This is a genomic window from Roseococcus microcysteis, assembly GCF_014764365.1.
Taxonomy (GTDB): Bacteria; Pseudomonadota; Alphaproteobacteria; order Acetobacterales; family Acetobacteraceae; genus Roseococcus; species Roseococcus microcysteis.
The window spans coordinates 3,552,434-3,574,639 of record NZ_CP061718.1 but is presented as its reverse complement, the minus strand read 5'-3'; the positions used below and the strand labels follow the sequence as shown (position 1 = coordinate 3,574,639).

At 73.2% G+C, this 22,206-nt stretch carries 28 protein-coding genes and 1 tRNA gene; 7 read left to right on the top strand and 22 right to left on the bottom strand.

What is annotated here, in order from left to right; genetic code table 11:
- Positions 1–5 precede the first annotated feature (5 nt).
- A complete protein-coding gene (locus ICW72_RS17225) occupies positions 6–680 on the top strand; it encodes an AzlC family ABC transporter permease (protein ID WP_191083829.1) in 675 nt (224 codons plus the stop codon).
- Positions 667–984: a hypothetical protein gene (locus ICW72_RS17220; RefSeq protein ID WP_191083828.1), complete on the top strand. Its 318-nt coding sequence runs from the start codon at positions 667–669 to the stop codon at positions 982–984. Before ICW72_RS17225 ends, ICW72_RS17220 begins: the two co-directional genes overlap by 14 nt.
- A 36-nt stretch (positions 985–1,020) precedes the next feature.
- Here ICW72_RS17220 and ICW72_RS17215 read toward each other — a convergent pair whose 3' ends face one another.
- Positions 1,021–1,974, bottom strand: coding sequence for a 1-phosphofructokinase family hexose kinase (locus ICW72_RS17215; RefSeq protein ID WP_191083827.1), 954 nt, complete (start codon positions 1,972–1,974; stop codon positions 1,021–1,023).
- A gap of 62 nt (positions 1,975–2,036) precedes the next feature.
- Between ICW72_RS17215 and ICW72_RS17210 the strand changes: the two genes are divergently transcribed.
- The gene (locus ICW72_RS17210) at positions 2,037–3,509 is read left to right on the top strand and encodes a protein adenylyltransferase SelO (protein WP_191083826.1); all 1,473 of its coding nucleotides are present in this window, start codon (positions 2,037–2,039) and stop codon (positions 3,507–3,509) included.
- A gap of 12 nt (positions 3,510–3,521) precedes the next feature.
- Here the strand turns inward: ICW72_RS17210 and ICW72_RS17205 are convergent, their stop codons facing one another.
- The 17 genes from ICW72_RS17205 to ICW72_RS17125 form a co-directional block, all read right to left on the bottom strand.
- Positions 3,522–5,663, bottom strand: a complete 2,142-nt coding sequence (locus tag ICW72_RS17205) for a hypothetical protein (RefSeq protein ID WP_191083825.1) — start codon at positions 5,661–5,663, stop codon at positions 3,522–3,524.
- A gap of 25 nt (positions 5,664–5,688) precedes the next feature.
- Entirely contained in the window at positions 5,689–6,009 is a 321-nt protein-coding gene (locus ICW72_RS17200; protein WP_223880653.1) for a gas vesicle protein K, read from the bottom strand.
- Positions 6,006–6,212: a gas vesicle protein gene (locus ICW72_RS17195; RefSeq protein WP_191083824.1), complete on the bottom strand. Its 207-nt coding sequence runs from the start codon at positions 6,210–6,212 to the stop codon at positions 6,006–6,008. Before ICW72_RS17195 ends, ICW72_RS17200 begins: the two co-directional genes overlap by 4 nt.
- Positions 6,205–6,960, bottom strand: a complete 756-nt coding sequence (locus ICW72_RS17190) for a GvpL/GvpF family gas vesicle protein (RefSeq protein ID WP_191083823.1) — start codon at positions 6,958–6,960, stop codon at positions 6,205–6,207. Before ICW72_RS17190 ends, ICW72_RS17195 begins: the two co-directional genes overlap by 8 nt.
- Positions 6,957–7,940, bottom strand: a complete 984-nt coding sequence (locus ICW72_RS17185) for a GvpL/GvpF family gas vesicle protein (RefSeq protein WP_191083822.1) — start codon at positions 7,938–7,940, stop codon at positions 6,957–6,959. The genes ICW72_RS17190 and ICW72_RS17185 overlap by 4 nt, the downstream gene beginning before the upstream one ends.
- The gene (locus ICW72_RS17180; protein WP_223880652.1) at positions 7,937–8,191 is read right to left on the bottom strand and encodes a gas vesicle protein GvpG; all 255 of its coding nucleotides are present in this window, start codon (positions 8,189–8,191) and stop codon (positions 7,937–7,939) included. The genes ICW72_RS17185 and ICW72_RS17180 overlap by 4 nt, the downstream gene beginning before the upstream one ends.
- Positions 8,188–8,943, bottom strand: a complete 756-nt coding sequence (locus ICW72_RS17175) for a GvpL/GvpF family gas vesicle protein (protein ID WP_191083821.1) — start codon at positions 8,941–8,943, stop codon at positions 8,188–8,190. Before ICW72_RS17175 ends, ICW72_RS17180 begins: the two co-directional genes overlap by 4 nt.
- Positions 8,940–9,155: a hypothetical protein gene (locus tag ICW72_RS17170; protein WP_191083820.1), complete on the bottom strand. Its 216-nt coding sequence runs from the start codon at positions 9,153–9,155 to the stop codon at positions 8,940–8,942. Before ICW72_RS17170 ends, ICW72_RS17175 begins: the two co-directional genes overlap by 4 nt.
- Positions 9,152–9,454, bottom strand: a complete 303-nt coding sequence (gene gvpJ / locus ICW72_RS21420; protein WP_207018177.1) for a gas vesicle protein GvpJ — start codon at positions 9,452–9,454, stop codon at positions 9,152–9,154. The genes ICW72_RS17170 and gvpJ overlap by 4 nt, the downstream gene beginning before the upstream one ends.
- A gap of 3 nt (positions 9,455–9,457) precedes the next feature.
- Positions 9,458–9,712, bottom strand: a complete 255-nt coding sequence (gene gvpO / locus ICW72_RS17160; RefSeq protein ID WP_184385037.1) for a gas vesicle protein GvpO — start codon at positions 9,710–9,712, stop codon at positions 9,458–9,460.
- 14 nt (positions 9,713–9,726) lie between these two features.
- Entirely contained in the window at positions 9,727–10,026 is a 300-nt protein-coding gene (locus ICW72_RS17155) for a hypothetical protein (protein ID WP_191083819.1), read from the bottom strand.
- Positions 10,023–11,045: a gas vesicle protein GvpN gene (gene gvpN / locus ICW72_RS17150; RefSeq protein WP_191083818.1), complete on the bottom strand. Its 1,023-nt coding sequence runs from the start codon at positions 11,043–11,045 to the stop codon at positions 10,023–10,025. The genes ICW72_RS17155 and gvpN overlap by 4 nt, the downstream gene beginning before the upstream one ends.
- Before the next feature lie 5 nt (positions 11,046–11,050).
- Entirely contained in the window at positions 11,051–11,710 is a 660-nt protein-coding gene (locus ICW72_RS17145; RefSeq protein WP_191083817.1) for a hypothetical protein, read from the bottom strand.
- 188 nt (positions 11,711–11,898) lie between these two features.
- Positions 11,899–12,396, bottom strand: coding sequence for a hypothetical protein (locus ICW72_RS17140; RefSeq protein ID WP_191083816.1), 498 nt, complete (start codon positions 12,394–12,396; stop codon positions 11,899–11,901).
- Positions 12,393–12,908, bottom strand: a complete 516-nt coding sequence (locus tag ICW72_RS17135; RefSeq protein WP_191083815.1) for a hypothetical protein — start codon at positions 12,906–12,908, stop codon at positions 12,393–12,395. The genes ICW72_RS17140 and ICW72_RS17135 overlap by 4 nt, the downstream gene beginning before the upstream one ends.
- A 5-nt stretch (positions 12,909–12,913) precedes the next feature.
- Positions 12,914–13,288 carry a photoactive yellow protein gene (pyp, locus tag ICW72_RS17130; protein ID WP_191083814.1) on the bottom strand — a complete coding sequence of 125 codons (375 nt, stop codon included), beginning with the start codon at positions 13,286–13,288 and terminating at the stop codon, positions 12,914–12,916.
- Positions 13,289–13,316: 28 nt separating this feature from the next.
- Positions 13,317–13,799, bottom strand: a complete 483-nt coding sequence (locus ICW72_RS17125) for a hypothetical protein (RefSeq protein WP_191083813.1) — start codon at positions 13,797–13,799, stop codon at positions 13,317–13,319.
- Between the two features lie 156 nt (positions 13,800–13,955).
- Here ICW72_RS17125 and ICW72_RS17120 point away from each other — a divergent pair, with 156 nt between their 5' ends.
- The 4 genes from ICW72_RS17120 to ICW72_RS17105 all read left to right on the top strand — a co-directional run bounded on the left by ICW72_RS17120 (position 13,956) and on the right by ICW72_RS17105 (position 18,112).
- Positions 13,956–15,215 (top strand): AMP-binding protein, encoded by a 1,260-nt coding sequence (locus ICW72_RS17120; protein WP_191083812.1) that lies wholly within the window; start codon positions 13,956–13,958, stop codon positions 15,213–15,215.
- Between the two features lie 87 nt (positions 15,216–15,302).
- Positions 15,303–15,515, top strand: a complete 213-nt coding sequence (gene gvpA / locus ICW72_RS17115) for a gas vesicle structural protein GvpA (RefSeq protein ID WP_184385022.1) — start codon at positions 15,303–15,305, stop codon at positions 15,513–15,515.
- Positions 15,516–15,579: 64 nt separating this feature from the next.
- Complete coding sequence (locus ICW72_RS17110) at positions 15,580–16,320, top strand: hypothetical protein (RefSeq protein ID WP_191083811.1); 741 nt, start codon at positions 15,580–15,582, stop codon at positions 16,318–16,320.
- 52 nt (positions 16,321–16,372) lie between these two features.
- On the top strand, positions 16,373–18,112 hold the full coding sequence (locus ICW72_RS17105) for a hypothetical protein (RefSeq protein WP_191083810.1): 1,740 nt from the start codon (positions 16,373–16,375) through the stop codon (positions 18,110–18,112).
- Between the two features lie 14 nt (positions 18,113–18,126).
- Here ICW72_RS17105 and ICW72_RS17100 read toward each other — a convergent pair.
- The 4 genes from ICW72_RS17100 to ICW72_RS17085 all read right to left on the bottom strand — a co-directional run bounded on the left by ICW72_RS17100 (position 18,127) and on the right by ICW72_RS17085 (position 22,200).
- Positions 18,127–18,203: transfer RNA gene (locus ICW72_RS17100), tRNA-Arg, on the bottom strand.
- A gap of 9 nt (positions 18,204–18,212) precedes the next feature.
- Positions 18,213–19,241 carry a DUF697 domain-containing protein gene (locus ICW72_RS17095; protein WP_191083809.1) on the bottom strand — a complete coding sequence of 343 codons (1,029 nt, stop codon included), beginning with the start codon at positions 19,239–19,241 and terminating at the stop codon, positions 18,213–18,215.
- Complete coding sequence (locus tag ICW72_RS17090; RefSeq protein ID WP_191083808.1) at positions 19,234–20,649, bottom strand: YcjX family protein; 1,416 nt, start codon at positions 20,647–20,649, stop codon at positions 19,234–19,236. The genes ICW72_RS17095 and ICW72_RS17090 overlap by 8 nt, the downstream gene beginning before the upstream one ends.
- Before the next feature lie 9 nt (positions 20,650–20,658).
- On the bottom strand, positions 20,659–22,200 hold the full coding sequence (locus ICW72_RS17085; RefSeq protein ID WP_191083807.1) for an MmgE/PrpD family protein: 1,542 nt from the start codon (positions 22,198–22,200) through the stop codon (positions 20,659–20,661).
- Positions 22,201–22,206 lie beyond the last annotated feature (6 nt).

Below are 22,206 nucleotides of genomic sequence, written 5' to 3'. Positions count from 1 at the left end.
CCGGCATGAGTTTCCGCCCCGCCTGCCGCGAGGCCCTGGGCGTGCCCGCCCTGGCCATGGCCGCCACCTTCCTGGCCTTCGGCGCGGCGGTGCAGGCGGCGGGGTTCGGGCTGGGCTGGGCCATCGCCGCCTCGCTGCTGGTCTATGGCATGCCGGGGCAGCTCGTGCTGCTCGCGGCCCTGGGCACGCCGGGGGGTGCCCTGCCCGCCGTCGCCGGCGCCGTCGCGGCCAATGCGCGCTTCGTGCCGATGGCGGTGGCGCTGGCCCCCTGGCTGGGCGGAGGGCCACGCCGCTTCCTCGCCTTGCCCTTCATCGCCGTCACCCCCTGGGCCATGGCCATGCGCCGCCTGCCCGCGGTACCGGTGGAACGGCGGCTCGCCTGGTTCCTGGGCTTCGGCCTCACCTCCTGGACAGTGGCGGGGCTGTCCACGCTGGTGGGGCATCTGGTGGCGCCCCTGCTCGACATCTGGTTCCTGGCGGCGCTGCTGTTTGTGAACCCCCTGTATTTCGGCCTGATCCTGGCGAGCGACCTCGGCCAGGCCTTCGTCCGCCGCGCCGCCATCCTGGGTGTCGCGGCGGCCCCCCTCGCCTTCGTGCTGCCGGCCGCCTGGGCGCTGCTGGGGGCGGGGCTGGTGGGCGGCACGCTGGCCTTCCTCTGGAGCCGCCATGTCGGCCGATGACCTGGCCTTGGCGCTGCTGGTGGCTGCCTGCGCCGCCATGCGCGGGGCGGGGCTTTTCGTGGCGGGGCGGCTCGGGGCCGACCACCCCTTCGTGCGCTGGGCCGCCAGTGTCGCGATGGCCACGCTGGCGGCCTTCGTGACGCTGGCGGTGGTGGCGCCCACCGGGTCGCTCACCCTCATCCCCTGGCAGGGGCGGGTCGCGGGGTTCTGCGCGGCCATGGGCGTGCTGGCCTGGCGGGGCGGGCTCTTCGCGCCCCTGATGGCCGGGCTGGCGGCCACGCTTCTGATGGCGATGCTGGTATAGCGTCTGATCCGGGGCGGCTGCTCATCAGCCGCGCACTCAGGCGCCCTTCAGCATCGGGCGCAGCGCCGCATGGATGGCCTCCACATCGGCGCGGCGCGCATGGGCGGTGCCCTCGGCCGCCACGGTGGCGCCGCCGGCCGCGCTGCCCCAGAGGAAGGCCTCCTCCACGCTCTCGCCCCGCGCCAGGGCCAGGGTCATGGCCGCCACGAAGCTGTCGCCAGCGCCGGAGGCGCCGCGCACCACCACATCGGGCGCGGGCAGGCGCCAGCATTGCCCCTCGGCACTGACCAGGAGGGCGCCGCGGCTGCCCAGCGTCACCGCCACCAGCCGCGCCGCACCCGAGGCCGCCAACTCCTTCGCCGCCGCGACCAGAGCGGGTGTCTCGCGCAGCTCACGGCCCACCAGCGCCTCGAATTCGCCGAGGCTCGGCTTCACCAGGTGCACGCCACCGACATCCAGCGCGGCCTTGAGCGCGGCGCCCGAGGTGTCCAGCACCACCCGCCGCCCCGCCGCCTTGGCCTGGCGCAGGGCACGGCCGAAGAAATCCGCGGGCACGCCGCGGGCCAGGCTGCCGGACAGCACCACCCAGCCGCCTTCCTCGCGGTTCAGGGCGTCCAGCGCGGCCTGCCATTCGGCCTCGGCCAGCAGCGGGCCCTCGGGGATGAAGCGGTATTCGAGGCCGCTCGAAATCTCATGGATCACCTGGGCGATGCGCGTGCGGCCGGCGATGGGGAGCGCCCGGTAGGGGGTTTCGCCCTCGGCCAGCAATTCCTCCAGGAAGCGCCCCGCCACCCCGCCGGAGGTGACCAGCGCCAGCGTGTCCCCACCCAGTTCCCGCACCACGCGCGAGACATTCACCCCGCCGCCGCCCGGATCATAGCGTTCGTGGAAGGTGCGCGTCTTGCGGACGGCGCGCACGGTTTCCGCCTCGGCGGACAAATCCACCGAGGGGTTGAGCGTGAGTGTCAGAATGCGTTCGGCCTGGGTCATGGCAGGCATTCTAGCCCCAGCAGCCCCTTGTCGCGGAACCCGCGCGGTTCGATCTCTTCCGCATGCCAGACACGCTCAGCGACATCCGCTTCGGCTTCGATCACTCCTATGCAAAGCTGCCGGAGCGATTTTTCGCGCGCGTGGAGCCCACGCCAGTCACCGGGCCACGACTCTTGCGGCTGAACGCGCCGCTGGCGGCCGAGCTGGGGCTGGACGCGCAGGCGCTGAACAGCCCGGCCGGTGCCGCCATCTTCGCCGGCAGCGCCCTGCCCGCCGATGCCGAGCCCATCGCCATGGCCTATGCCGGCCACCAGTTCGGCGGCTTCACGCCGCAGCTGGGCGATGGCCGCGCCATCCTGCTGGGCGAGGTGCTGGACCGCGAGGGGCGCCGCCGCGACATCCAGCTGAAGGGCTCGGGCCCCACGCCCTTCTCACGCCGCGCCGATGGCCGCGCCGCCCTTGGCCCCGTGCTGCGCGAATACCTCATCAGCGAGGCGATGACGGCGCTGGGCGTGCCCAGCACGCGCACGCTGGCGGCCGCACTGACCGGCGAGATGGTGCTGCGCGAACCAGGCCCCCTGCCCGGCGCGGTGCTGACGCGCGTCGCCGCCAGCCATATCCGCGTGGGCAGCTTCCAGTTCTTCGCCGCGCGCGGCGATGCGGAGGGGCTGCGCCTGCTGGCCGACCACGCCATCGCTCGTCATGACCCCGAGGCCGCGCAGGCCGAACACCCCTACCGCGCGTTGTATGAAGGCGTGCTGGAACGCCAAGCCGCGCTCGTTTCGCGCTGGATGCTGCTGGGCTTCATCCATGGCGTGATGAACACCGACAACACCACCATCTCGGGCGAGACGATTGACTACGGCCCCTGCGCCTTCATGGACGCCTATGACCCGGAGACGGTGTTCAGTTCCATCGACCATGGCGGCCGCTACGCCTATGGCAACCAGCCGCGGGTGATGCAGTGGAACCTGGCGCGGCTGGCCGAGGCCATGCTGCCGTTGTTCGACACGAATGAGGATGCTGCCCTGGACTGGGCGAAATCCGCCATCGCCACCTTCGGCCCGCGCTTCGAGGAACATTACCGGGCGGGGCTGCTGGCCAAGCTCGGCATCGGCACGCCGCGCGAGGGCGATGACGCGCTGGCCCTCGGCCTGCTCGATGCCATGAAGGCCAGCCGCGCCGACTTCACCAACAGCTTCCGCGCGCTGACCCAGGCCGCTGCCGGCGATGACGCCCCGCTCGCCGCGCAATTCACCGGCACCGACGCCATCCTGCCCTGGGCCAAGGATTGGCGGGCGCGCATCTCCACCGAACCCGGCGTGGCCGAACGCCTGGCCGCCGCGAACCCGCAGGTGATCCCGCGCAACCACCTGGTGGAGGAGGCGCTGGAGGCCGCGACGCGCGACCTCGACCTCGGCCCCTTCGACGCGCTGCTGGCCGTGCTGCTTCGTCCCTTCGAGGCACCGCCCGCCCGATACGCCCTGCCGCCCGAGCCCAGCGACCGCGTCTACCAGACCTTCTGCGGCACCTGAGGCGCGGCGCGCTCAGGCCGCGCCGCGCGCCTCGCTGTCCCTGGGCTCCTGCCCCGGCGCATCGGCGGCCAGGGCCAGCGCGGTCGCCACCGTCTGCAGGCGGTCTATGGTGGACTGGATGCTGCCCAGCACCTCGCCCACCCGGCCCGACACCGGGGCGGGCCAGGCCTCGCCCGGGCGCTGGATGGCCTGCTCGGCCAGGCTCTCGGCCTCGCCGAGCAGTTCCGCGACCTCGGCCTCCACCTGCCCCACCCGGCGCAGCGCACCCGACAGCGGCGCGTGCCGGGGGCTGAGCTCGGCCACCAGCGAGGCGGCGATGGAACCCCGCGGCTCCGGCAGGCTGGGGGCGCGACGGGGCGAAGGGGGTTCGGCCCGCGCCGGCAACGCGGCCTGGATCTCGGCGATGATCGGGCCCAGGGCGGCGCGCGCATCGGGCATGGCGCGGGCGGAGGTCTCCAGCGCCGCCCCGGCCTCGCGCACCGCGGCCGCGGCGCCCGCCAGTTCCTGCGCGGTCTCGCCCAGCCGGGCGCCGCCCTCCACCAGGGCCTCCAGCCGCGTGACGTGGTTGGCGAGGCTCTCCAGCGGCAGGGCCTCGCCCAAATGCTGGGCGCCCTCCTCCAGCGCAATGGCGACGGCCTCCACCCGGGCCACCTGGGCGTCCAGCGCCGTGAGCGGCAAGGCATGGACCATCTGCCGCGCCCCTTGCTCCAGGGCCGCGACGCCGCCCGTGACCTGGGCCAGCTGCGCGGCGACCACGGTGGTCAGGCGGTCGAGCTGACCCGCCATCTCGGTGACGGGGATCTTGCCCGCGGCCTGCTCCACCGCCCCGGCCGCGGCGTCCATGCGCGCGATCTGGGTGGTCAGTTCCAGCACGGGCAGCCCGCTTTCCAGCCGTTCGGCCGCGCTCTGCACATGGATCGCGGCGGCGGTGACGCGGTCCACCTGCGCGGCGAGGTCCGCCACCGGGATGACCGAGCCGAGGCCCTGCGCCACGCGGTCCATCTCGGCCGCCAGGGCCGCGACGCGCGCCACCTCGGCCGGGAGCCCCGCCAGGGGCTGCGCCGTGGCCGCACCCTCTTCCAGCCGGGCGGCCAAGGCCTCCAGCCGTTCCAGCGGCAGGGCGGGCGGCTCGGCGGGGGTCAGGGCCGACACCCGCTCCGCGGCCGCCGCCAGGGCGGATTGCGCCTCGGCGAGCGCCTCCTGGCCGGCGGTGGAAACGCGCTCCGCCGCCACGCCGATCCGCACCACGGCCTCATCGGTCACGCGGGTCATGGCCTGCTGCGCCAGCGAGGCCAGCTCACCCAGCAGGGGGGCGGTGGCGCGGCATTCGGCGGCGGCATTCTCGAAGGCGGGCAGCAGCGCGGCCAGCGGCGCGGGATCGGCCAGGGCGCCCGGCGCGGCGTGCAGGTTGTCCACCGCCACCTCCAGCCGCTCCAGACCGCGCGCCTCACGCTCCAGCGCCGCCTCGGCGCGCCCGGCGAGTTGGCCGAGCGTGGCGCCCAGCGTCTCCATGCGGTCCAGCAGGGTAGCGAGGCGCGGATCGGCCTCGCCGCTCGGCAGGGTCTCCAGCCGTTCGGAGAGAAGCCGCACACGATGCGCCAGGCGGTCCTGCTGGTCGCCGGCGCGGGCCGTGGCGCGCGCCACCTCCTCCTGCGCCTGGCGGGCGGAACCCAGCGCCGCCTGGATTTCCTCGCGCAGGCTCTCGCTCCAGGCGGGCGGGCCAGCCTCGGCGGGCGGGCGGCGGCGCGCGGCCAGCAGCAAGGCGAGCAGCCCGAGCGCGCCCATGCCCAGCGCCGCCAGCGGCAGGGCCGCCTCCAGCGGAGCGGGCGGCGTGCCGGCGGGCAGCGTGGCGAGCGTGCCCTCGATGCGGCCGGCAAGCCCCTGCAACATGGCCTCCACCCGCAGCGGCTCGCCCGCGCGGTCCTGCAACTCGGCCAGGGCCAGCAGGCGGCGGCGGAGCTCGGGCAAGGCCGTGGCCTCACCGGACTGCGCGCGGTCGAGCTGCGCCAGCGCCGCCTCCCATTCGGGCTGGAGCGGCGCTGGCGCAGGCAGCGGCATCACGGGTCGCGTGCCGAGCCACAGCGCGGCGCCCGCCGCCAGCAGCGCCGCGACGGCCAGGGCCATGAGGGCCGTGAACTGGTTCCGGGACATCATGTCCTCCTTTCCGCGCGGGCGCGGATCACATGAGCCGGCCGAGTGGGCCGAGATCGAGGTTGAGGGTTTCCGGCGCGATGCCGAGCTTGTCGCAGAGGCTCACCACCGCCTCGCGCGCGCGCATCAGGCCAAGGCCGAGGCGTTCGGCCTCCTCGGCATCCAGCCCGCCGCCTTCCATGCGCCGCACCGCCTGCGCCTCCAGCAGCCGGCGGAGGAATTCCACCAGCGTCAGCACGAGGCGGGAGAGGTCCTGCTCCATGTTCTCCGGGGCGAGGGCGAGCCGCATGGCCACGGGGGCCGCGGCGGCGGCCAGCGCGTGCTGGGCGTCATCGGCCATGGCGATCATGGCTGGGTCTCCGGCCGAGACTGGGCCAGGCGCGCGGCGGTCTCGACCGAGGCCAGCAGCGCCCGCAGCCCGAGATGGACCAGGTCCACGCCCGCCACGGAAATCACGAGCTGCCCGTCCAGCACCACGCCGGTGTCCAGCAGCCGGTCCAACACATCCACAAGCGCCTGCGGCTGGGGCGTCAGCCCGCGCGGTTCAGCCATGGGCATGGGCCAGCGCCTCCCGCGCAAAGGCGTAGGGCGGCCATGGGCCGCTGAGGGTGAGGGAGACACCTGTCGCGTCCAGCTCGTTCGCCATGTTCTCCAGCGACGGGGGCGGGGCGCCGGGCAGGAGCACGTTCACGCCCAGCATCCCGGCGCGGGTGCGGGCGGGGGTGAGCGCGCGCGCATGATCGGCCAGCGCGACCTGGAGACGGGTGGCGGCCGCATCGAGGTGGCGGGCCCGCGCCTCCTCCCGCGCGCGTTCCAGCCGGCGCTCCAGCAGGAAGCGCGTGCCGGGGCCCGCCAGCGCGGCCGCCCCGCTCAGCCGCGCGAGCTCCGTGTCATGGGCGGCGAGCCAAGCCTCCAGCCGCGGCGCATCCTCGCGCAGCAGCAGCGTCCATTCGGCGCAACCCCGGGCGCGATCCAGCGAGGCGGCGAGCGGGCCCGCGCGCTCGGCCAGCCAGAGCCGCAGCGGCGCCTCGCTGGAAAACACCGCGCCAAAGGCGAGCGGCAGCGCCATGCCCGCCAGCGCGCCGCAGACCGCGTGGTGCCGCAGCGCCTGGCGGGAGACCCATTCCGGATCGCTGGACAGCCCGCCCTCGGCGAACCAGGCGGCGGGCACGGGGCTGACCAGGGCGGCCACCGCGCCCTCCGTGACCAGGGCGAGCGGCCCCGCCCCCTCCAGCCCCGGCATGTCCGGGACGGGCGCCCCCGCGGGAAGCGCGGCATAGGCATAAAGGGCGAGGCTCATGCGGCGAGCTCCGGCAGGATGATGCGCCGTGCGGCGCGGGTGGCGAGATCCTGCTGCGCGAGGCCTTCGCCATCCGCCGGCAAGGCGCCGCGCAGCAGCCGATGGGCCTCGCTGGCGGCCGCGAAGCCGGTGGCGCTGCCGCCGGCACGGTCGGGATGCAGCGCGCCCGCCACCTCCCGCCAGCGCCGCGCGAGCGACCGGCCATCGGCGCGGGCAGGCAGGCCCAGCAGGCGCCAGGCGCCGTGGAGCCGGCCGGCCTCCTCCTCCACCACGCGGAAGGCGCTGAAGGAAAGCGGCGGCAGCGGGCCCGTCAGGTCACAGGACATGCCCTGGGTCAGCGCGGGCGGCATGGCGCCGAGCCCGGCCTCGATGGCGGCCTCGCCCCCCGCGGGCACCAGGATGGTCAGCGAGGTCTCGCCCTCGCCCCCCGAGACATCCTCGGGCGAGAGGGCGACAACGAGGGGCAGCAGCGCGGCGCGCAGGGCCGCGGCGCGCTCGGTCCGCGCCTCGGCCAGGATGGCGGCGACGGCATCGGCCACATCCTTCGGGCGCTCACTGGCGGCGAGGCGGCGCACCGCGTCCCGCCGCGCCGCCAGGATGGCCTCCGGCGCCCAGCGCAGCGTGACCTGCCATTGGTGGCGCCCGCCCTCGCGCGCCAGCGCGGCGCCGAGGGCCGGCGCGGCGGCCTCGATCAAGGCCGCGAACTCGCTGGCCGGACACAGGGCGGCGGCGGGGTCCGCCGGCAGGAAGGGGCCCATCTGGCAGGCGATTTCCAGCCGCCGCTGCACGGCGTGCAAGCGCTTGAACATCGCGCTGCGGCCGGCCGGGAAGGCGGTGCGCGGCGCGCCCTGCGCCACGCCGAGCAGCCCACCCACCCGGCACAGCCGCAAGGCCGGGCCAGGCAGGGCGGCCAGGGCGGTTTCCAGCGCGGGCGCCATGGCAGCCTCGGCCACGCCCAGCAGGGTCAGTTGCGGGGTCATGGCGCGCCCTCCGCCAGGGCGGCGCGGATGGCGCGCAGTTCCGCGAGCAGCTCGGCCTCGGCCACGTCGTATTCCTCCTCGGTGATTTCGCCGGCATCGAGCCGCTTTTCGAGCTTTCGCAGCCCCGCCTCGATGCGCGCGGGGTCCAGCGCCTCGGCCAGCACCGCCTCGCGCAGCTTGCCCGCGATCCAGGAGACGCCGCCCAGCGGGCCCATCACGGGCAGGCCAAGCAGGGTGCCGAGCACGCTCATGCCGCCTCCCGCAGCCAATCGGCGCGGAGGGTCACGAAATTGTAGGGGGGCACGGGGCCGACATATTTGAAGGTGACGCGCTCGCCGAAGCGCTGGGCCAGCGCCTCCATGCCGGCGTCGAACTGGGCCTCCGCCTCGCGCCGCACCAGGAAGGCGCGGCTGAGGATCATGTCCTCCTCCACGCTGCGCAGTTCCACCTCGCGCTCGGCGAGCGGGGCGAGGGTGGCGGCGATGGCCGCGCCATCGGCCTCGCGCCGGCGGGCGAGCGCGGCCTCCACGCGGCGACCGAGTTCGATGCGCTCGTAATAGGTCTCTTGCGCGGGGCGGGTCTTGAGCCGGTCGCGCAGGGCGCGGAGTTCGGCATCGCCCTCCACGATCTCGCGCCAGATCAGCCCCTCATGCCATTGCGCCTTCACGCCGAGTTCGACACGGCCTGCGATGCCCTCCAGGGCCTCGCGGAAGGCGGGCGCGTGGGCGACGAGGCAGCGATGCAGCGCGGCCTCGTCCGGTGCCACGGTGCCGAAACGCATGGGTAGGATGTCAGTCGCGCGCATGGCGCGTTCGAGCACGGCGGTGTGGGCCAGCATGAAGCGGCGCGTGGCCTCGATGGGCGCGGGCGGGGCCGCGCCCAGCAGGGCGGTGAAGCCCGCGGCGTGCAGCGCCGTCACCTCGCCACCGCCGAGGCCCGGGCCCAACCCGTCGGCCGGGAGCGCGCCCGGCGCGATGCCGTAGATGTAGAGGCCCGTGCTCATTCCCTGGTCCTCGCGCGCGGCAGGCGGATTTCCAGCGCGGCGTCCTGGCGGTGCTCGGTCCCGTCCTCCAGCCCCACACGCACCGAGTAGCCGATGACCAGGCTGGCCTGGGCATCGCCATCCACGCGCGGGAGGTCCTGCGTGGCGTTTTGCGGCACGACGGCACGGGCGCGTTCGCTGAGCCGGCGCGAGAGGGAGACGGGCCGCCTCATGGCCGCGCGCCCTCCGGCAGCAGCGCCGCTTCGAGGCGCGCCAGCCGCTCCGTCAGCGCCGCGTTCTCCGCGCGCAGCTTCGCCGCATCCTGCGACAGCGCCGCATCGGCCTCCCACCAGCGGATGCCCATTTCCAGCGCCCGGTCCACCGAGGCGATGACGAGGCGCAGCCGCACCGTCAGCAGCTCGACGCCCACCAGGCTGACCGAGATGTCGCCCGCCACCACGATGCCCTTGTCCAGGATGCGTTCCAGGATGTCAGCGAGGCCCGAGCCGGCCACGGAATGCTGCATGGCCATGGCCTATCCCTCCCCGCCCTGGGCGCGGTGGAAGCGGCCCGTGCGGCGCCAGCGCTGGATCTTGCCCTCATGGTCCAGCAGCACCTCGAAACTCGCGATCAGGTCCTGGGTGCGCGGGATGGATTTGTGCTCGATCATGTCGATGCCGATGGTCCAGCCATGCTCGCCGGGATCGAGGCGGCTGACCGTGTCGGGCGGCAGCCCCGTGATGGCCGCCATGTCGCGCTTGGTGCGCTCGATGATCTCGGTGAGGTCCATGGGCGTGCTCCGGGTCAGTATTCGAGGATGATGCGGGGGCGGTGCGTGGGCGCGGGCGCGGCGACCGCCGGGGCCTCCTCGGCGCCGCGCATCCGCCGCTGCAGGACGGCCATGCGGGCCTCCACCTGCGCGAGGCTGCTCATGGCCCCCGCGCGCTGGCGTTCCAGCAATTCGATCTGGCGGGTCAGTCGCGCACGGCGCTGCGCGTTCAGCGCGAATTCCGCGGCCACCGCCTCCAGCCGGAATTCATGCGTGTCATGGCGGGCGAGGCGCGTGCCGCGCCGGGCGTTCACGCGCAGCGGGCGGGGCCTCATGCCACACCCCCGAACCGCGCATCGCGCCGCGTCGTCGCGGGCGGGCAGAAATGCTCGATGAGCTTGATGAGCATCTGCCGATGGCGCGGATCGGGCTGGCCGCCCACCCCGGGCTTGAGCCGGCTGCCCAGCAGGTCGAGGCAGAGCTGCACGAAGTCCGGATCATCGGCGCTGACGGCGAGGCCCTGCACCGCCGTCATCCGCGCGATCATCAGGCTGGCGCGCAGCGTGGGGCGCTGCGTGTATTCGCGCGAGCGGCGGAAGTCGCGCACCATGTCCACGATGGCCGCCGCATCGGCCAAAGGCAGGCCCGAGCGCGCGGCGGTGACGGCCACTTCCGTGCCGCGGTCGAAGCCGTCGAGGTCGAGCGTCACCATGCGGTCCAGCAGGGCATTCTGCGCCTCATGCGCGCCCACATGGTCCACCGGGTTGGAGGTGAAGATGGCGCGGAATTCGGGATGCACGCGCGTGTAGGTCTCGCCGCGGCCGGCCTTGGGCAGCACCAGCATGCGCTCTTCCAGCACCGTCAGCAGCACGTTGTTGGCGGCGGGGGGCGCGCGGTTGAATTCGTCATAGACCAGCGTGCAGCCCTCGGTGCAGGCGACGGTGAGCGCGCGATCGAGCCACATGGGTTCGCTCTCGCTCTCCACCTTGGTCACGCTGGTGATGTAGCGGTCCACGACGCGGCGGCTTCGCGTGCCGCTTTCGCCGCCCACCAGGCGGCGCGTGTCAAAGCTGTCATCCCCCACCAGCAGCACCACGGGGCGTTCCAGCCGTTCGGCGAGGTGCAGCGAGAGCGTGGTCTTGCCGCTGCCGGCGGGGCCACGGAAATGCACCGGATAGCCGCCTTCGAGGTAGCGCAGGCTGCGCTGCACCAGCGCCTCGGTGGCGTCGGTGCTGACGAATTCCGCACCCGCGCGCAGTTGCAGCGTGGTCTCGCTCTCATTTTCGAGCGCATCACGCGGTGGCGGCGGGATCACGGCGCGCGGCCGGACAAGCGGGGAAGGACGCAGGGACATGGCGCTCAGGCTCCGCCGAGTTCGAGGGTGACGCCGCGGCGCCAGGCGGCGCGCGACCGGGCCAGCAGGGCGGGCTCCGCCGTCCATTGCCGGTGAATGTCGGTGATGCGGGCGAAGCCCGGCGCCAGCGCGGCCCAGAGGGCCGGTGCCCAGGCATCCTCGCCCGCCTCGTTGAAGGCGAGGCCAGGCGCGGCCCCCAGCACCGCGCCGGCGATGTCGCATTCCTGCTGCTCGGTGGCGCGCGTCACCTGGCCCGTGGCGGCGAAGGCCAGGGCGGCGCCGAAGCCATAGGCCTGGGCCGACGCGACACCCAGCGGCGCCGCGAGCCGGGCGCCCAGGGCCCGCAGCAGCCGCGCCAGCACCACCGGCGAATGCGGCGCGGCGCCGGCGAGCGCCTGTGCGTCGGACCAGGCGATCCCGGGGCGCAAGGGGGCCTCCGACGCATCCTCGCAGGGGGCGAAGAGGGCGAAGACGAAATCCGCGGCGGGAAAGGGGGGCGGCGCCACCAGCCCCGTGGCCTGCGCGAGCGCCGTCCAGAGACGCTCCAGCGCGGCATGCGCGGCCTGGATCTCGGGTTGCAGCACGATCTCGGGCCGCAGCCCATCGCGCAGGCGCACGCGCAGCGGCACGCCCACCAACTCCCGGAACCGGGTCGGGAGGGTCACCTCCACGCTGCCGGTGCCATGTCCGGCGGATCTGATTCGGCGGGTGCCGAGCTCCATGGCGGAACGTCCTGTCCTGCTAGCAGAAGACCTAGCAGCGCGCTCCTTAACGGCCGGTGAAGCTGACGCCCGGCCACAAAAAAGGGCACCGGCGAACCGGTGCCCCCAGGCGCGCGCCGATGCGGACCGCGTCAGCCGTTCAGCTCGTGCAGGAAGGCCGAGAGCACGGCCTTGTACTGGTTCACCGTCTCGTTGATCTCGTACTTCAGCTTGGCGGCGTGGACGATCAGCTCGGCGGGCGAAAGGTCGGGATCGTCCAGCGAGAAGCCGGCCGTCAGGTCCATGCGCGGGTCATAGCCCTCGAAGAAGGCCAGCGCCTCGTCCAGGCTGTCCACCACGGCCACGTGGAACTGGTCGCGCGCGCCCTCGCCCTTCTGGAAGACGCGGATATCGGCGACGAAACGGCCATCCTCGGTCTGGTAGAGGTTCAGCTCGTGCCAGAGCGGCGTGCCCATGCGGTAGTTGCTCTGGAAGCCGAGCTGCCGGCCGGAGAAGGAGATGGGCCGCGCCCCCGACTTTCGCAGGGTGAACATGCTCCCGCCCGAGACACGGGCCGAGAGCCGCGGATCGGCGGCGATGGGCATGGTGGGGCGCTCGCCCACGGGTTCATAGACGTTCATGACGTTCACGGGTGGTCTCCTCGGTCAGGGCCGGGCGCGGTGCCGGCGGGGGTGTGGTGCGGATGGGGCGCGGGGCCGAGCACGGCCTCCAGCAGGGCGTGCCAGAGGCGACGCTGGGCGGCGGCGGCCTCCAGCAGCGCGGCCGCGTTGTGCCCCGCATTGGGCGCGTCGGTCAGCGCGTCCAGCGGCAGGGGCGGCAGGGGGTCGTGCGCGGCGAAGGCGGCGCGCGCCTCCTCCGGGGTTTCGCAGGGGAAGGCCCAGCTGCGCTCGGCCAGGCCATCGAGGCGGGCGCCCTGGCGGATGGCGGCGACCAGCCCGCCATCCTCCCGCTCATAGACCGCCACCTCGTGCCAGCAGCGCGGCGCCGTGCCGCGATTGCCGGCGCTGAACAGCAGGCGCCCGGCGAAGCCGAGCGGCCGCTGGCCGTGCCGGGGCAGCAGCATGTGCAGGAAATCGCTGGGCTCGGGCGGTGGTGGCGGCGGTTCCGGCGTCAGCCGGATGGCGATGCGGTCCTGGAGCATGGCGGTCAGAGGCGCTTGATGAAGATCCAGACGCCCTCGTCGATCGAGGTGGACTTCATGTGCACCCGCACCTTGGAAGGCTGCATCTTGTAGTCGAAGGCGTATTCGAACATCGCGTTGATCGAGCCCTGCGCCACGCCCTGCTGGAAGCGGCCCTGGAAGAGATGGCCTTTGGTGCAGGGGGCCACGTCGTTGAAGAAGTTCTTGCCCACCACCTCGCCCGAGGTGCGGCCGGTCAGGCCCGCCTGCATGTTGTTGTACTTCAGCACCCGCCCCGTGCGGTCCACGAGGATGGCGCCGAAGGGCAGGCGGTCGAGGCGCGCGGGGTCCTGCGAGACGAGGTTGTCCACATGGTCATTGCCGAACTTGATGAGTTCCATGGTCCTGGGTTCCTTGCGTGGATGGGGTTCAGGCGCCCTGGTCGAGGTGCAGCAGCATCTCGCCCAGCAGCGATTGGTACTGACGGGTGATGTCATCCGCCCGCTGGCGCAGCGTGGCCGCGCGCAACGTGATCATGGCGGTGCTGAGCGTGCGGTCCGCGCAGTCGAGGTCCACCTGCAGGTCCGCCGTCGGGTCGAAGGCGATGAGCCAGGCCATGGCCTCCTCCAGGTTGGGGAAGAGCTCGGCGCGGTGGATGTCGGTGCTGCCCTCGGCCTTGCGGAAGGTTCGCAGCGCGACCGCCACCTCCTCCTGGTCGCGGCGATAGAGGGCGATCTCGTGCCAGGCCTCGGTGCCCGGGGCCCAGCTGTTGCCCTCGGCCAGCAGCTCTCCGCGCAGGCGCAGCGGACGGCCGCCACTGACCTGCAGCGCGACCGATTGCGGCTTGCGCTTCAGCCCGCGCGTCGGGGCGGGATCAGGCGCGTCATGCGGCACGGCGTGGGCGGCACTCATGATGGAGGGTCTCCGTGTTTTGGCACCGCGCGGGGCGCCAGGGCCGCGCAACTCGTCGCATGGCCGCCGTGAAGATGCGGTTAAGCCCGCGCGCGCCACCCCTTAACCGCGCGTCAACAGGCAGGCGGCCAAGGTCATGCGCAGGAGGACCCCGTTATGGACAGCATGGCCGCGCCCCTTCCCCTGCCCGCGCTGGAACGCCTGGTCGCCGCGCTGATCGCCGCCGAGCTGAATGCCGGCGGGCGGCGGCTGAACGGTGCGGAGGTCGCGCGCTGGGATGGCACGCAGCGGCTGGACGCGGAGGGCCTGGCGCTGGACAGCCTGGAGCTGCTGGCCTGCGGCGCGGCGGTGAACGCCTTCTTCCACCTGCACGAGAGCGGCATCGAGGACATGCTGCTGCTGGAGCGGACCATCGCCGGCTGGGCCCGCCTCGTGCACCGCGCGCAGCAGGAGGCATTTGCGCGCCTCACCTTCACCACCTCGGGCAGCACGGGCACGCCCAAGCCCTGCACGCACGACATCGCGACGCTGGAGGAGGAGGTCGCCTTCTTCGCCGGGCGCTTCGCCGGGCGCGGTCGCGTGGTGGCGCTGGTGCCGCCGCACCACATCTATGGCTTCCTCTTCACCGTGCTGCTGCCGCGCCGGCTGGACGTGCCGCTGCTCGATGCGCGCGGCCTCTCGGCCGGTGCACTGCGGCGCGCGCTGCGCGGCGACGATCTTCTGGTGGCGCACCCGACCTCGCTGCTGGTGCTGCAGCGCAGCCTGGGCGGGCTGCCGGCCGGGATGATCGTAACCAGTTCCACCGCGCCGCTGCCCGCGACGCTGCACGTCGCCATGCGCGCGATGGGAGCCGCGGAGGTCATGGAAATCTACGGCAGTTCCGAGACCGCGGGCATCGCCACCCGCACCACCTCCGAGGGCCCCTTCCACCTGCTGCCACGCTGGTGCGCCGGCGGCGCGGAGGAAGAGGCCTCGGTGGTGGAACGCGCGACCGGGCGCGAATTCCCCCTGCCCGACCGCGCCACCTGGCCCGCGGCGCGCGCGCTGCACCTGCACGGCCGCAAGGACGAGGCGGTGCAGGTTGGCGGCGTCAACATCTTCCCGCGCGCGCTGGAGGCGCGGCTGCGCGCGCTGCCAGGCGTGGCCGATTGCGCGCTGCGGCTGGACACCTCGCTGCCGGAGCCGCGGCTCAAGGCCTTCCTCGTGCCCGCGCAGCCGGCGCAGGGCGCGGCGCTGGTGGCGGAGGTGGAGGCCCATTGCCGCAGCCACTGGTCCGCGCCCGAACGGCCCGTGCGCATCACCCATGGCCCCGCCCTGCCGCGCAATGCGATGGGCAAGCCGCGCGACTGGAGTCGTGACGAAGAAGATGTCGCGCTTGAGGGAGTTTTTACCAACAGCCGCGATGCTGCGGCGTGACCAGGGAGGTCAGCCGCCGCCGGCGGGGTCTTCCAGGGTCGTGAATGACCGCAACCGATTTCTCGTTCCAAGACGGAGGACCCATACGTGACCATCAACAAGAGCCTGGCATCGAGCAGCCTGGCGGAAGTGATCGACCGCATCCTGGACAAGGGCGTCGTCGTGGACGCCTTCATCCGCGTGGCGCTGGTCGGCATCGAGCTGATCGCGATCGAGATCCGCGCGGTCGTCGCCTCGGTGGAGACCTACCTGAAGTATGCCGAGGCCGTGGGCCTGACCACCGACCCCGCGGCGGCCTGATGCGGCGCCCGCCTGGGGGGCCGGTGCCCCCCGGGCCCCTCTGTTTCCACGGCCAGCGAGGACCATGATGACCGACGGGCTGACCGGCAGCACGAGCGAAACCCATTCCCTGGGCGGCGTCGCGGCCATCCAGGCGAACCGCGCCGCGCGGCGCCAGATGCGCGCGGGCCTGCGCGAGAAGCTGCGCGAGGAGCGCGCGCGGCTGCGCCGCCTGCCCCCCGCCGCGCCACCCGAAGAGCCCATCGCGGCGGAGGCCACCTCGTTACCGCCGCCCCAAGCCGCACCCCTGCCCGACGAACCCACGCCCGCCGAGATCCACCCGCCAGCCGAGGTGGAATGCACCGTCTTCGGCCAGCTCATCACCGAGGCGGCGCCGCCCGAAGCGGTGCCCACGCCCCTGGAACCCGAGGCCCTGGAACCTGAGACCCTGGAACCCGAGCTCGAACCGCTTGCCGAAGCCGCCCTGGGCGACCTCGGGCCGGACGAAGAAGAGAAGCCTGGCGCACCGATCCTCGCTGCCGTGATGGCCCAGGATGCGCCGCCCGATCTCCCTCCCGCGGAGGAAGCGCCGCCCGCCATGGCGGTGGCCGAGGAGGCGATTCACGGCGCGGAGGCCGCCGCGCCCCCTGCCCTTCCTCTCCCCGGCATGGGGCCCGGCATGGTGCTGCGCCTGCGGCACCTCGGCATCGAGAGCACCGCCCAGATGGCCGAAGCCGATCCGGAGGCGCTGCGCCGCGCCCTCGGTCCCATCAGCCGTCTTGTCAATGTCGAGGGCTGGATCGCCGCGGCACGCGAGACCGCCTGAGCACGGCGCACGCTTCACCCGGGCGGCCCATGCCCTTCGCGCCATCAGGGGCATGGGCCAACCGGGGAAACACGGGCGCCACCACATTCCGCATGGCGGTCGTCGCCCCGCTTTGGCCATCACCACGCCGGCAGCCTTCGCCGCACCGCGGCGTTTCCGCCAGATGGACAATTGTACGGATGCCCTCGGCCGACTCTCTTCCAAAGAGGCCCAGCCGGCGGGGACGCCCCGCCGTGGCAGCCGGCGCATTGGCCGTGGGCAGTCGGGCGAGGTCTGGCTGGCCGAGACGCCCGAGGGGCGCATCGCCACCAAGGTCTTTGTGGGCGGCACCCTGGGCAATTTGATCCATTACGTCCTGACCGGCGCGCCCAACCCCTACATCTGGAACGAGGACGCGGTGCGGACCGCCTTTGAGCGGCGTCGTCTGCTGCACATCCTGATCCCCTTCTGGCTCGGCGATCGGTTGACGATGTCCGACGCGGTCTCGGTCGGCTGGAACCCCGAGCGGATGGTCTGGGAACTGGGCACGCGCTTCGTCGAGGGGCGGACGGTGCCGCTGCTGCACCCCCTGCGCCCGGACGATGCCAATCTGCGCGTGCTGACGCGCGAGGTGATGGCACCCCTCCATGCGCACCTGGTCGAGGCCGGGTTCATCGGCACGACCTGGCAGGCCGGCAAGGGCAACCCCGTCGCGCTCAACAACTTCCTGATGACGGAGCCCGGGCGCTTCGTCTTCATCGACGCGGAATCCGGCATTCCGGCCGTGGCGCCGCTGGACCCGTTCCGCATGCTCAGCTTCTACCTGCCGCATTCGCTGCGGATGCGGCGCGTGCTGTTCGACGATGTGGACCTGCCCCGGCTGCGACACTACCTGGAGCAAGAGGCCGGCCCCCTCGCCGCCGCCCTGGGGGCCGACCGCCTGCGGGAGTTGCGGGAGCGCAGCGCGCGCCTTGGGGAACACCAGATCCGTTGGCGTGCCCTGTCGCGCACGGAGCGGGCGGTGGCCTATCACCATTCCAAGGGCCGACTGACCCACGCCCAGGCGGAACATTTCCGCACCCACCCCTGGCAGTGGCGCGGGCGCGAGGCCGGGCGGGGCCTGGCCAAGGTCTCGGCTTGGCTTCGCACGGCCCTGACTCCCAGGCGGCGGCGAGGGCCTGGCCTGGGCGAAAGGGCGCGCGGCTGGGCGGCCAATCTGCGCGGCTTCGTGACCTCGCAGGATTACAGGCACGAGATCGGCCGCCGCTACGTCGAGGGCCGCATCGGGGCCTGGCAGAAACGCGGGCAGCTGTCGGCGGCGGATGCAGCGGCGCTGCGGCGCGACCTCGCGCGGATGGACGAGGCCGGGAGTTACATCTCGGATTTCGGCGCGCATCTCGGGCTGAAGGGCACCTTCCTGCTGCTGGAACTGGTGCTGCTGGGCGGGCTGGGCCTGCTGGGCGTGCCCTGGCTTATGCTGGGGCTGATCCTGGTGCTCGACGGGCCGATCTACCGGTCGGTCTATACGCTGTGGCGGAGTGCGAAGGCCTTGGCCGCGGGGCGGTCTCCGCCCTGGGTGGCGCTGCTGGTGGGGCTGGTGCCTTTCCTGGGCAGCCTGGCCTTTCCGGCACAGATGATCTGGTCCGCCCGGGGTGCCGAGGATGATTTGGCGCGCTTCATCCTGTGCGACAGCTTCACCCGCATCGGTGAGAAGCTGCCGGTGTGGAACGGCAAGGATTCGCTGGTGGAACACCGGATGAACCGGCTGGGAATGGTCCTGGCCGGGGCCTCGGCACGCCGGCGGCAGGCATGACCTGGGGATAGAGCTGGCGGACCCGAATGGATTCGAACCATCGACCTCTGCCTTCGGAGGGCAGCGCTCTATCCAGCTGAGCTACGGGTCCCTGACCTGCTTATAGGTGCCGCCCGCCCGGGGCGGAAGCCCCTTCGGCCGAGTTGGCGAAGCCGCCCCGCAGCACATCGCGCAGCCCGGGCGATGTGGCGGGGTCGAAGGGCACCGGGCGGCAGGCGGTCATGGCCAGCAGGCCGAAGCGGGCCATGCGCTGGCCGGTCACGCCGGCCTCGGCCGCGCGGCCCAGCACATAGCCCAGCCAATGCCCTCCGGCCGAGGCCATCGCATCCCCCGCCGCATCCACGCCCGCCACCAGCGCGGCATCGGCCACCACGCGCCGCATCAGGCGCCACTCCGCGATCCGGCCCGGCCGCAGCCCGTAGAGCACCGCCAGACGCCGCAGCAGAAGCACCGCGCGGCCCACGAACAGCAAAAGGTCGGCCAGGGGCGTGGGGCTGACCATGCCCAGCACCGCGGCCCCGCGCGCCGCCTCGGCGATGGCGCGCAGCGCACGTTCATCCACCGGGCCCAGCACCTCGCGCACGAAGGCCGCCTGGATCTGGGCGGCGTCGGAGGCGCCAGCGGCCGCCTCGCGCCACCGCGCCAGCGCCGCGGCGTCGGTGGCGCCACGGGCCTGCAGGGAGGCCGCCAGCCGCTCCAGGCTGCGCGCCATGCCCGCCATGTCGCGCGCCTGCGCGACCTGCTCGGCGCGGATGGCCTCGGCCTCGTCGAGCGCGCGCAGCGCCGACAACTCGCGCTGCACGATGCGCCCGACGCCCAGCGCCAGCAGCGCGCCGCCCGCCACGCCCACCCAGGCGCCAGGCCCGCCCTCGCCCAGCCAGCGCCACAGCGTCTCGGCGAGCCAGGCGAAGCCCAGCGTGCCGGCACCCGCCAGCACCAGCCCGACACCCCCCAGGCCCCGGCGCGTGGGCCGGGCCGGTTCGGACAGCGCCACGGCCGGCACCGGCGGCGCGGGGGTAAAGGCGGCGTGGCCGAGTTCGGGCGCGAACACCGGTTCCGTCGGAGGGGCGGACGGCGAAGGGGGTGCGGCGCGCCCGGTCTCGGGGCGGAAGATCTCGGGGTCAGGCATGGCCGTCCAGCAGGAAGTCCAGCGCCTCGTCGAGGCCCAGATGCGGCAGGTCGTGCCGCGCGCGGAGCGATTCGGGGTCGGGCAGGAATTCGGGCCAGTCGAAGCCCACCAGCCCCGCCGCCTCCCAGGCCGTCCAGTCGCGCGCGGTGGGCGGGCCGGCGGGCGGGGCGGGGAAGCGGAAGGTCACGCCGCAATCCAGCGCGCCGGTCGCACGGTCCCGCACGCAGCCGGCCACCAGGGGACGGCCCTCGGCGTCGGTGCCGTCCCGCGTGGCCGCGATGGCGGAGAGCGCCAGGCTGCGGAACTGCTCGCGTCCCCCCTCGTTGCCCGCGAGACCGCCCAGCAGCATGTCGAGATGGGCGCGCAGCCGCTGCCGGCCTTGGGGGGGCAGGTAGTCGGCCTTGGTCGCGGCATAGAGCACCCGCACCGCGCCACCGAAGAACCGTGCCAGGACGCCCATGCGGGGCCGCATGGCCTGCGCCACCTGGGTCAGCGCGGCGGTTGCGTCGGCATAGCCCTGCTGCCCCGAGGAGAGGGCGCCCAGCAGGTCGAACAGCACCACCTGGCGCGTGGTGCCGGGGCCGCGCAGGCTGTCGAAGAAGCCGCGCACATGGTCACGCCGGTAGGCATCGTAGCGGCGGGCCAGGACCGCGGCGAAGCTGCCCGCGGGGGGGCGTTTCGCGGAGGCTGGAAGGGGGAAGAAGCGGAAATCCTCCTGCGCCAGGATGGCGGCGCGCCCACCCACCTTCTCGGGCCGCAGGAACAGGCCGGGCTGCAGCAGGGCGAGGCGCCCCTGGGTTCGCGCCGCCTCCAGGAATTCCACGAAGGCCTGATGCGCGGCCCGCGCCGCCTCGTCCGAATAGGGTTGGCCGGGGTTGATGGCGTTGATCGCGGCCAGGGCGGGCCCGGCCAGCGCGGCGCGCGGCGGGCGCGCCATGGCGGCCAGCGTGGCCTGGCTCCAGGCCGCGAAATCCTGGTCGAGCATGGGCAGGTCCAGCGCCCATTCCCCCGGATAGTCCAGGATGGTGACGCGCCGCTTTTCGCGTTGCTTCGCGCCAGCGCGGCGCAGCACCCGGTCCAGCGCGCCGAGCGCCAGGCCAGGCGGCCTCTCCAGCGTCAGTTCAAGGGTGATGGCGCGGACGCTGTTGGTCGCTTCCGGCCAATGCGGGCTTTCGGCGCGCAGCGCGGCGAGGTTGGCCTCATAGGGAAAGGCCTCGATCGCCTGCACCGCGCCCTGCGGCGGCACGGGCCGCGCATGCACCAGGCGGCCCGTCCGCGCCGCCCCCCAGGCCGGGAAGGCCTGGGGCACGCGCGGCGCGATGCACAGCGCATGCACCAGCGCCGTGATGAAGGCGGTCTTGCCCGCCCGCGACAGGCCGGTGACGCAGAGGCGCAGGTCGCGGGCCAAGGGCGAGCCTCAGAAGATCCCGGGCTTGCTCTCCGCCAGGGTTCCCTTGGGCAGCGCCACGTTCAGCGCGGAGAGCTCACCCGCCTTCAGGCTCAGCACGCCCTCGGCGGCCTCGATGAAGCGGTTGGCCTCGCGCGCGGTGATGATGCCATCCGTCAGCGTCATGAACTTGCGGATATAGTCGGCCCGGCCGAAGGGCTTGGCGCCGCGCGGGTGGGCATTGGCCACGCCCAGCTCATCCACCTTCTTCGTGCCGTCCTTGAACAGGATTTCCACGCGCCCGCCGAAGGCCAGCGTGTCGGGGTCCTTCGAGTGGTAGCGCTCGGTCCACTCCGGCGCCTCGCGCGTCTCGATCTTGTGCCACAGCCGCACGGTGTCGGCGCGGCCGGCGCGCTTGGGCGCGTAGCTGTCCACATGGTGCCAGCTGCCGTCCTGCAGGGCGACGGCGAAGATGTACATGATGGAGTGGTCCAGCGTCTCGCGGCTGGCCTTGGGGTCCATCTTCTGCGGGTCGTTCGCCCCGGTGCCGATCACGTAGTGGGTGTGGTGGCTGGTGTGGATGATGATCTTCTCGATGCTGTCCCAGTCCTCGATGCCCTCGCGCATGCGGAAGGCGAGGTCGATCAGCGCCTGGGACTGGTACTCCGCGCTGTGCTCCTTGGTGTAGCTGTCCAGGATGGCGCGCTTGGGCTCGCCCAGGGCCGGCAGCGGCACCTGGTAGTAGTCGGGGTCATAGACCGTCTTGCGGCCCTTGCTGTCGGCCTGGGTGCGCCCGGCCAGCACCCAGGCGATGACGCTGTCCTCGCCCTCATAGATGGGGCTGGGCGCGCCCTCGCCGCGCATGCAGCGGTCCACGGCCTCCACGGCCAGCTTGCCGGCATGGGCGGGGGCATAGGCCTTCCAGGAGCTGATCTCGCCCTTGCGCGACTGGCGGAAGGAGATGGACGTGTGCAGCGCCTGCTGGACCGACTGGAAGATCACCTCCTGCTTCAGGCCGAGCAGCGTGCCGATACCGGCCGCGGCGGCGGGGCAGAGATGCGCGATGTGGTCCACCTTGTGCTCATGCAAGCAGATGGCGCGCACGAGGTCGATATGGATCTCATAGGCGGTGGCGAGGCCCCGGATCAGGTCGCGGCCGGACCGGCCCATGGCCTGGGCGGTGGCGAGGATCGGCGGGATGTTGTCGCCGGGGTGGGAGTAGTCGGCCGCCAGGAAGGTGTCGTGCATGTCCAGCTCACGCACCGCGGTCCCGTTCGCCCAGGCCGCCCATTCGGGGCTGACGGTGGTGCCGGCGGGCATGCCGAAGACGGTCGCCCCGCCCTCCTTCTTCTTGTGGCCCAGCGCCATGCCGCGCGCCGAGACCACCGGGCGGCGGTTGATGGCCGCGATCGCCACCGCCGCATTGTCAATGATGCGGTTGATGATCATGGCGGAGACGGCCTTCTCCACCGCCACCTTGTCGGTGGCCACGCCCGCGATCTTCCAGGCGAGCTGCTCCTCGCGCGGCAGCAGCGCCTTGGAGGGGTGGACCTTTACCGTATGCGTCTGCATGGACAA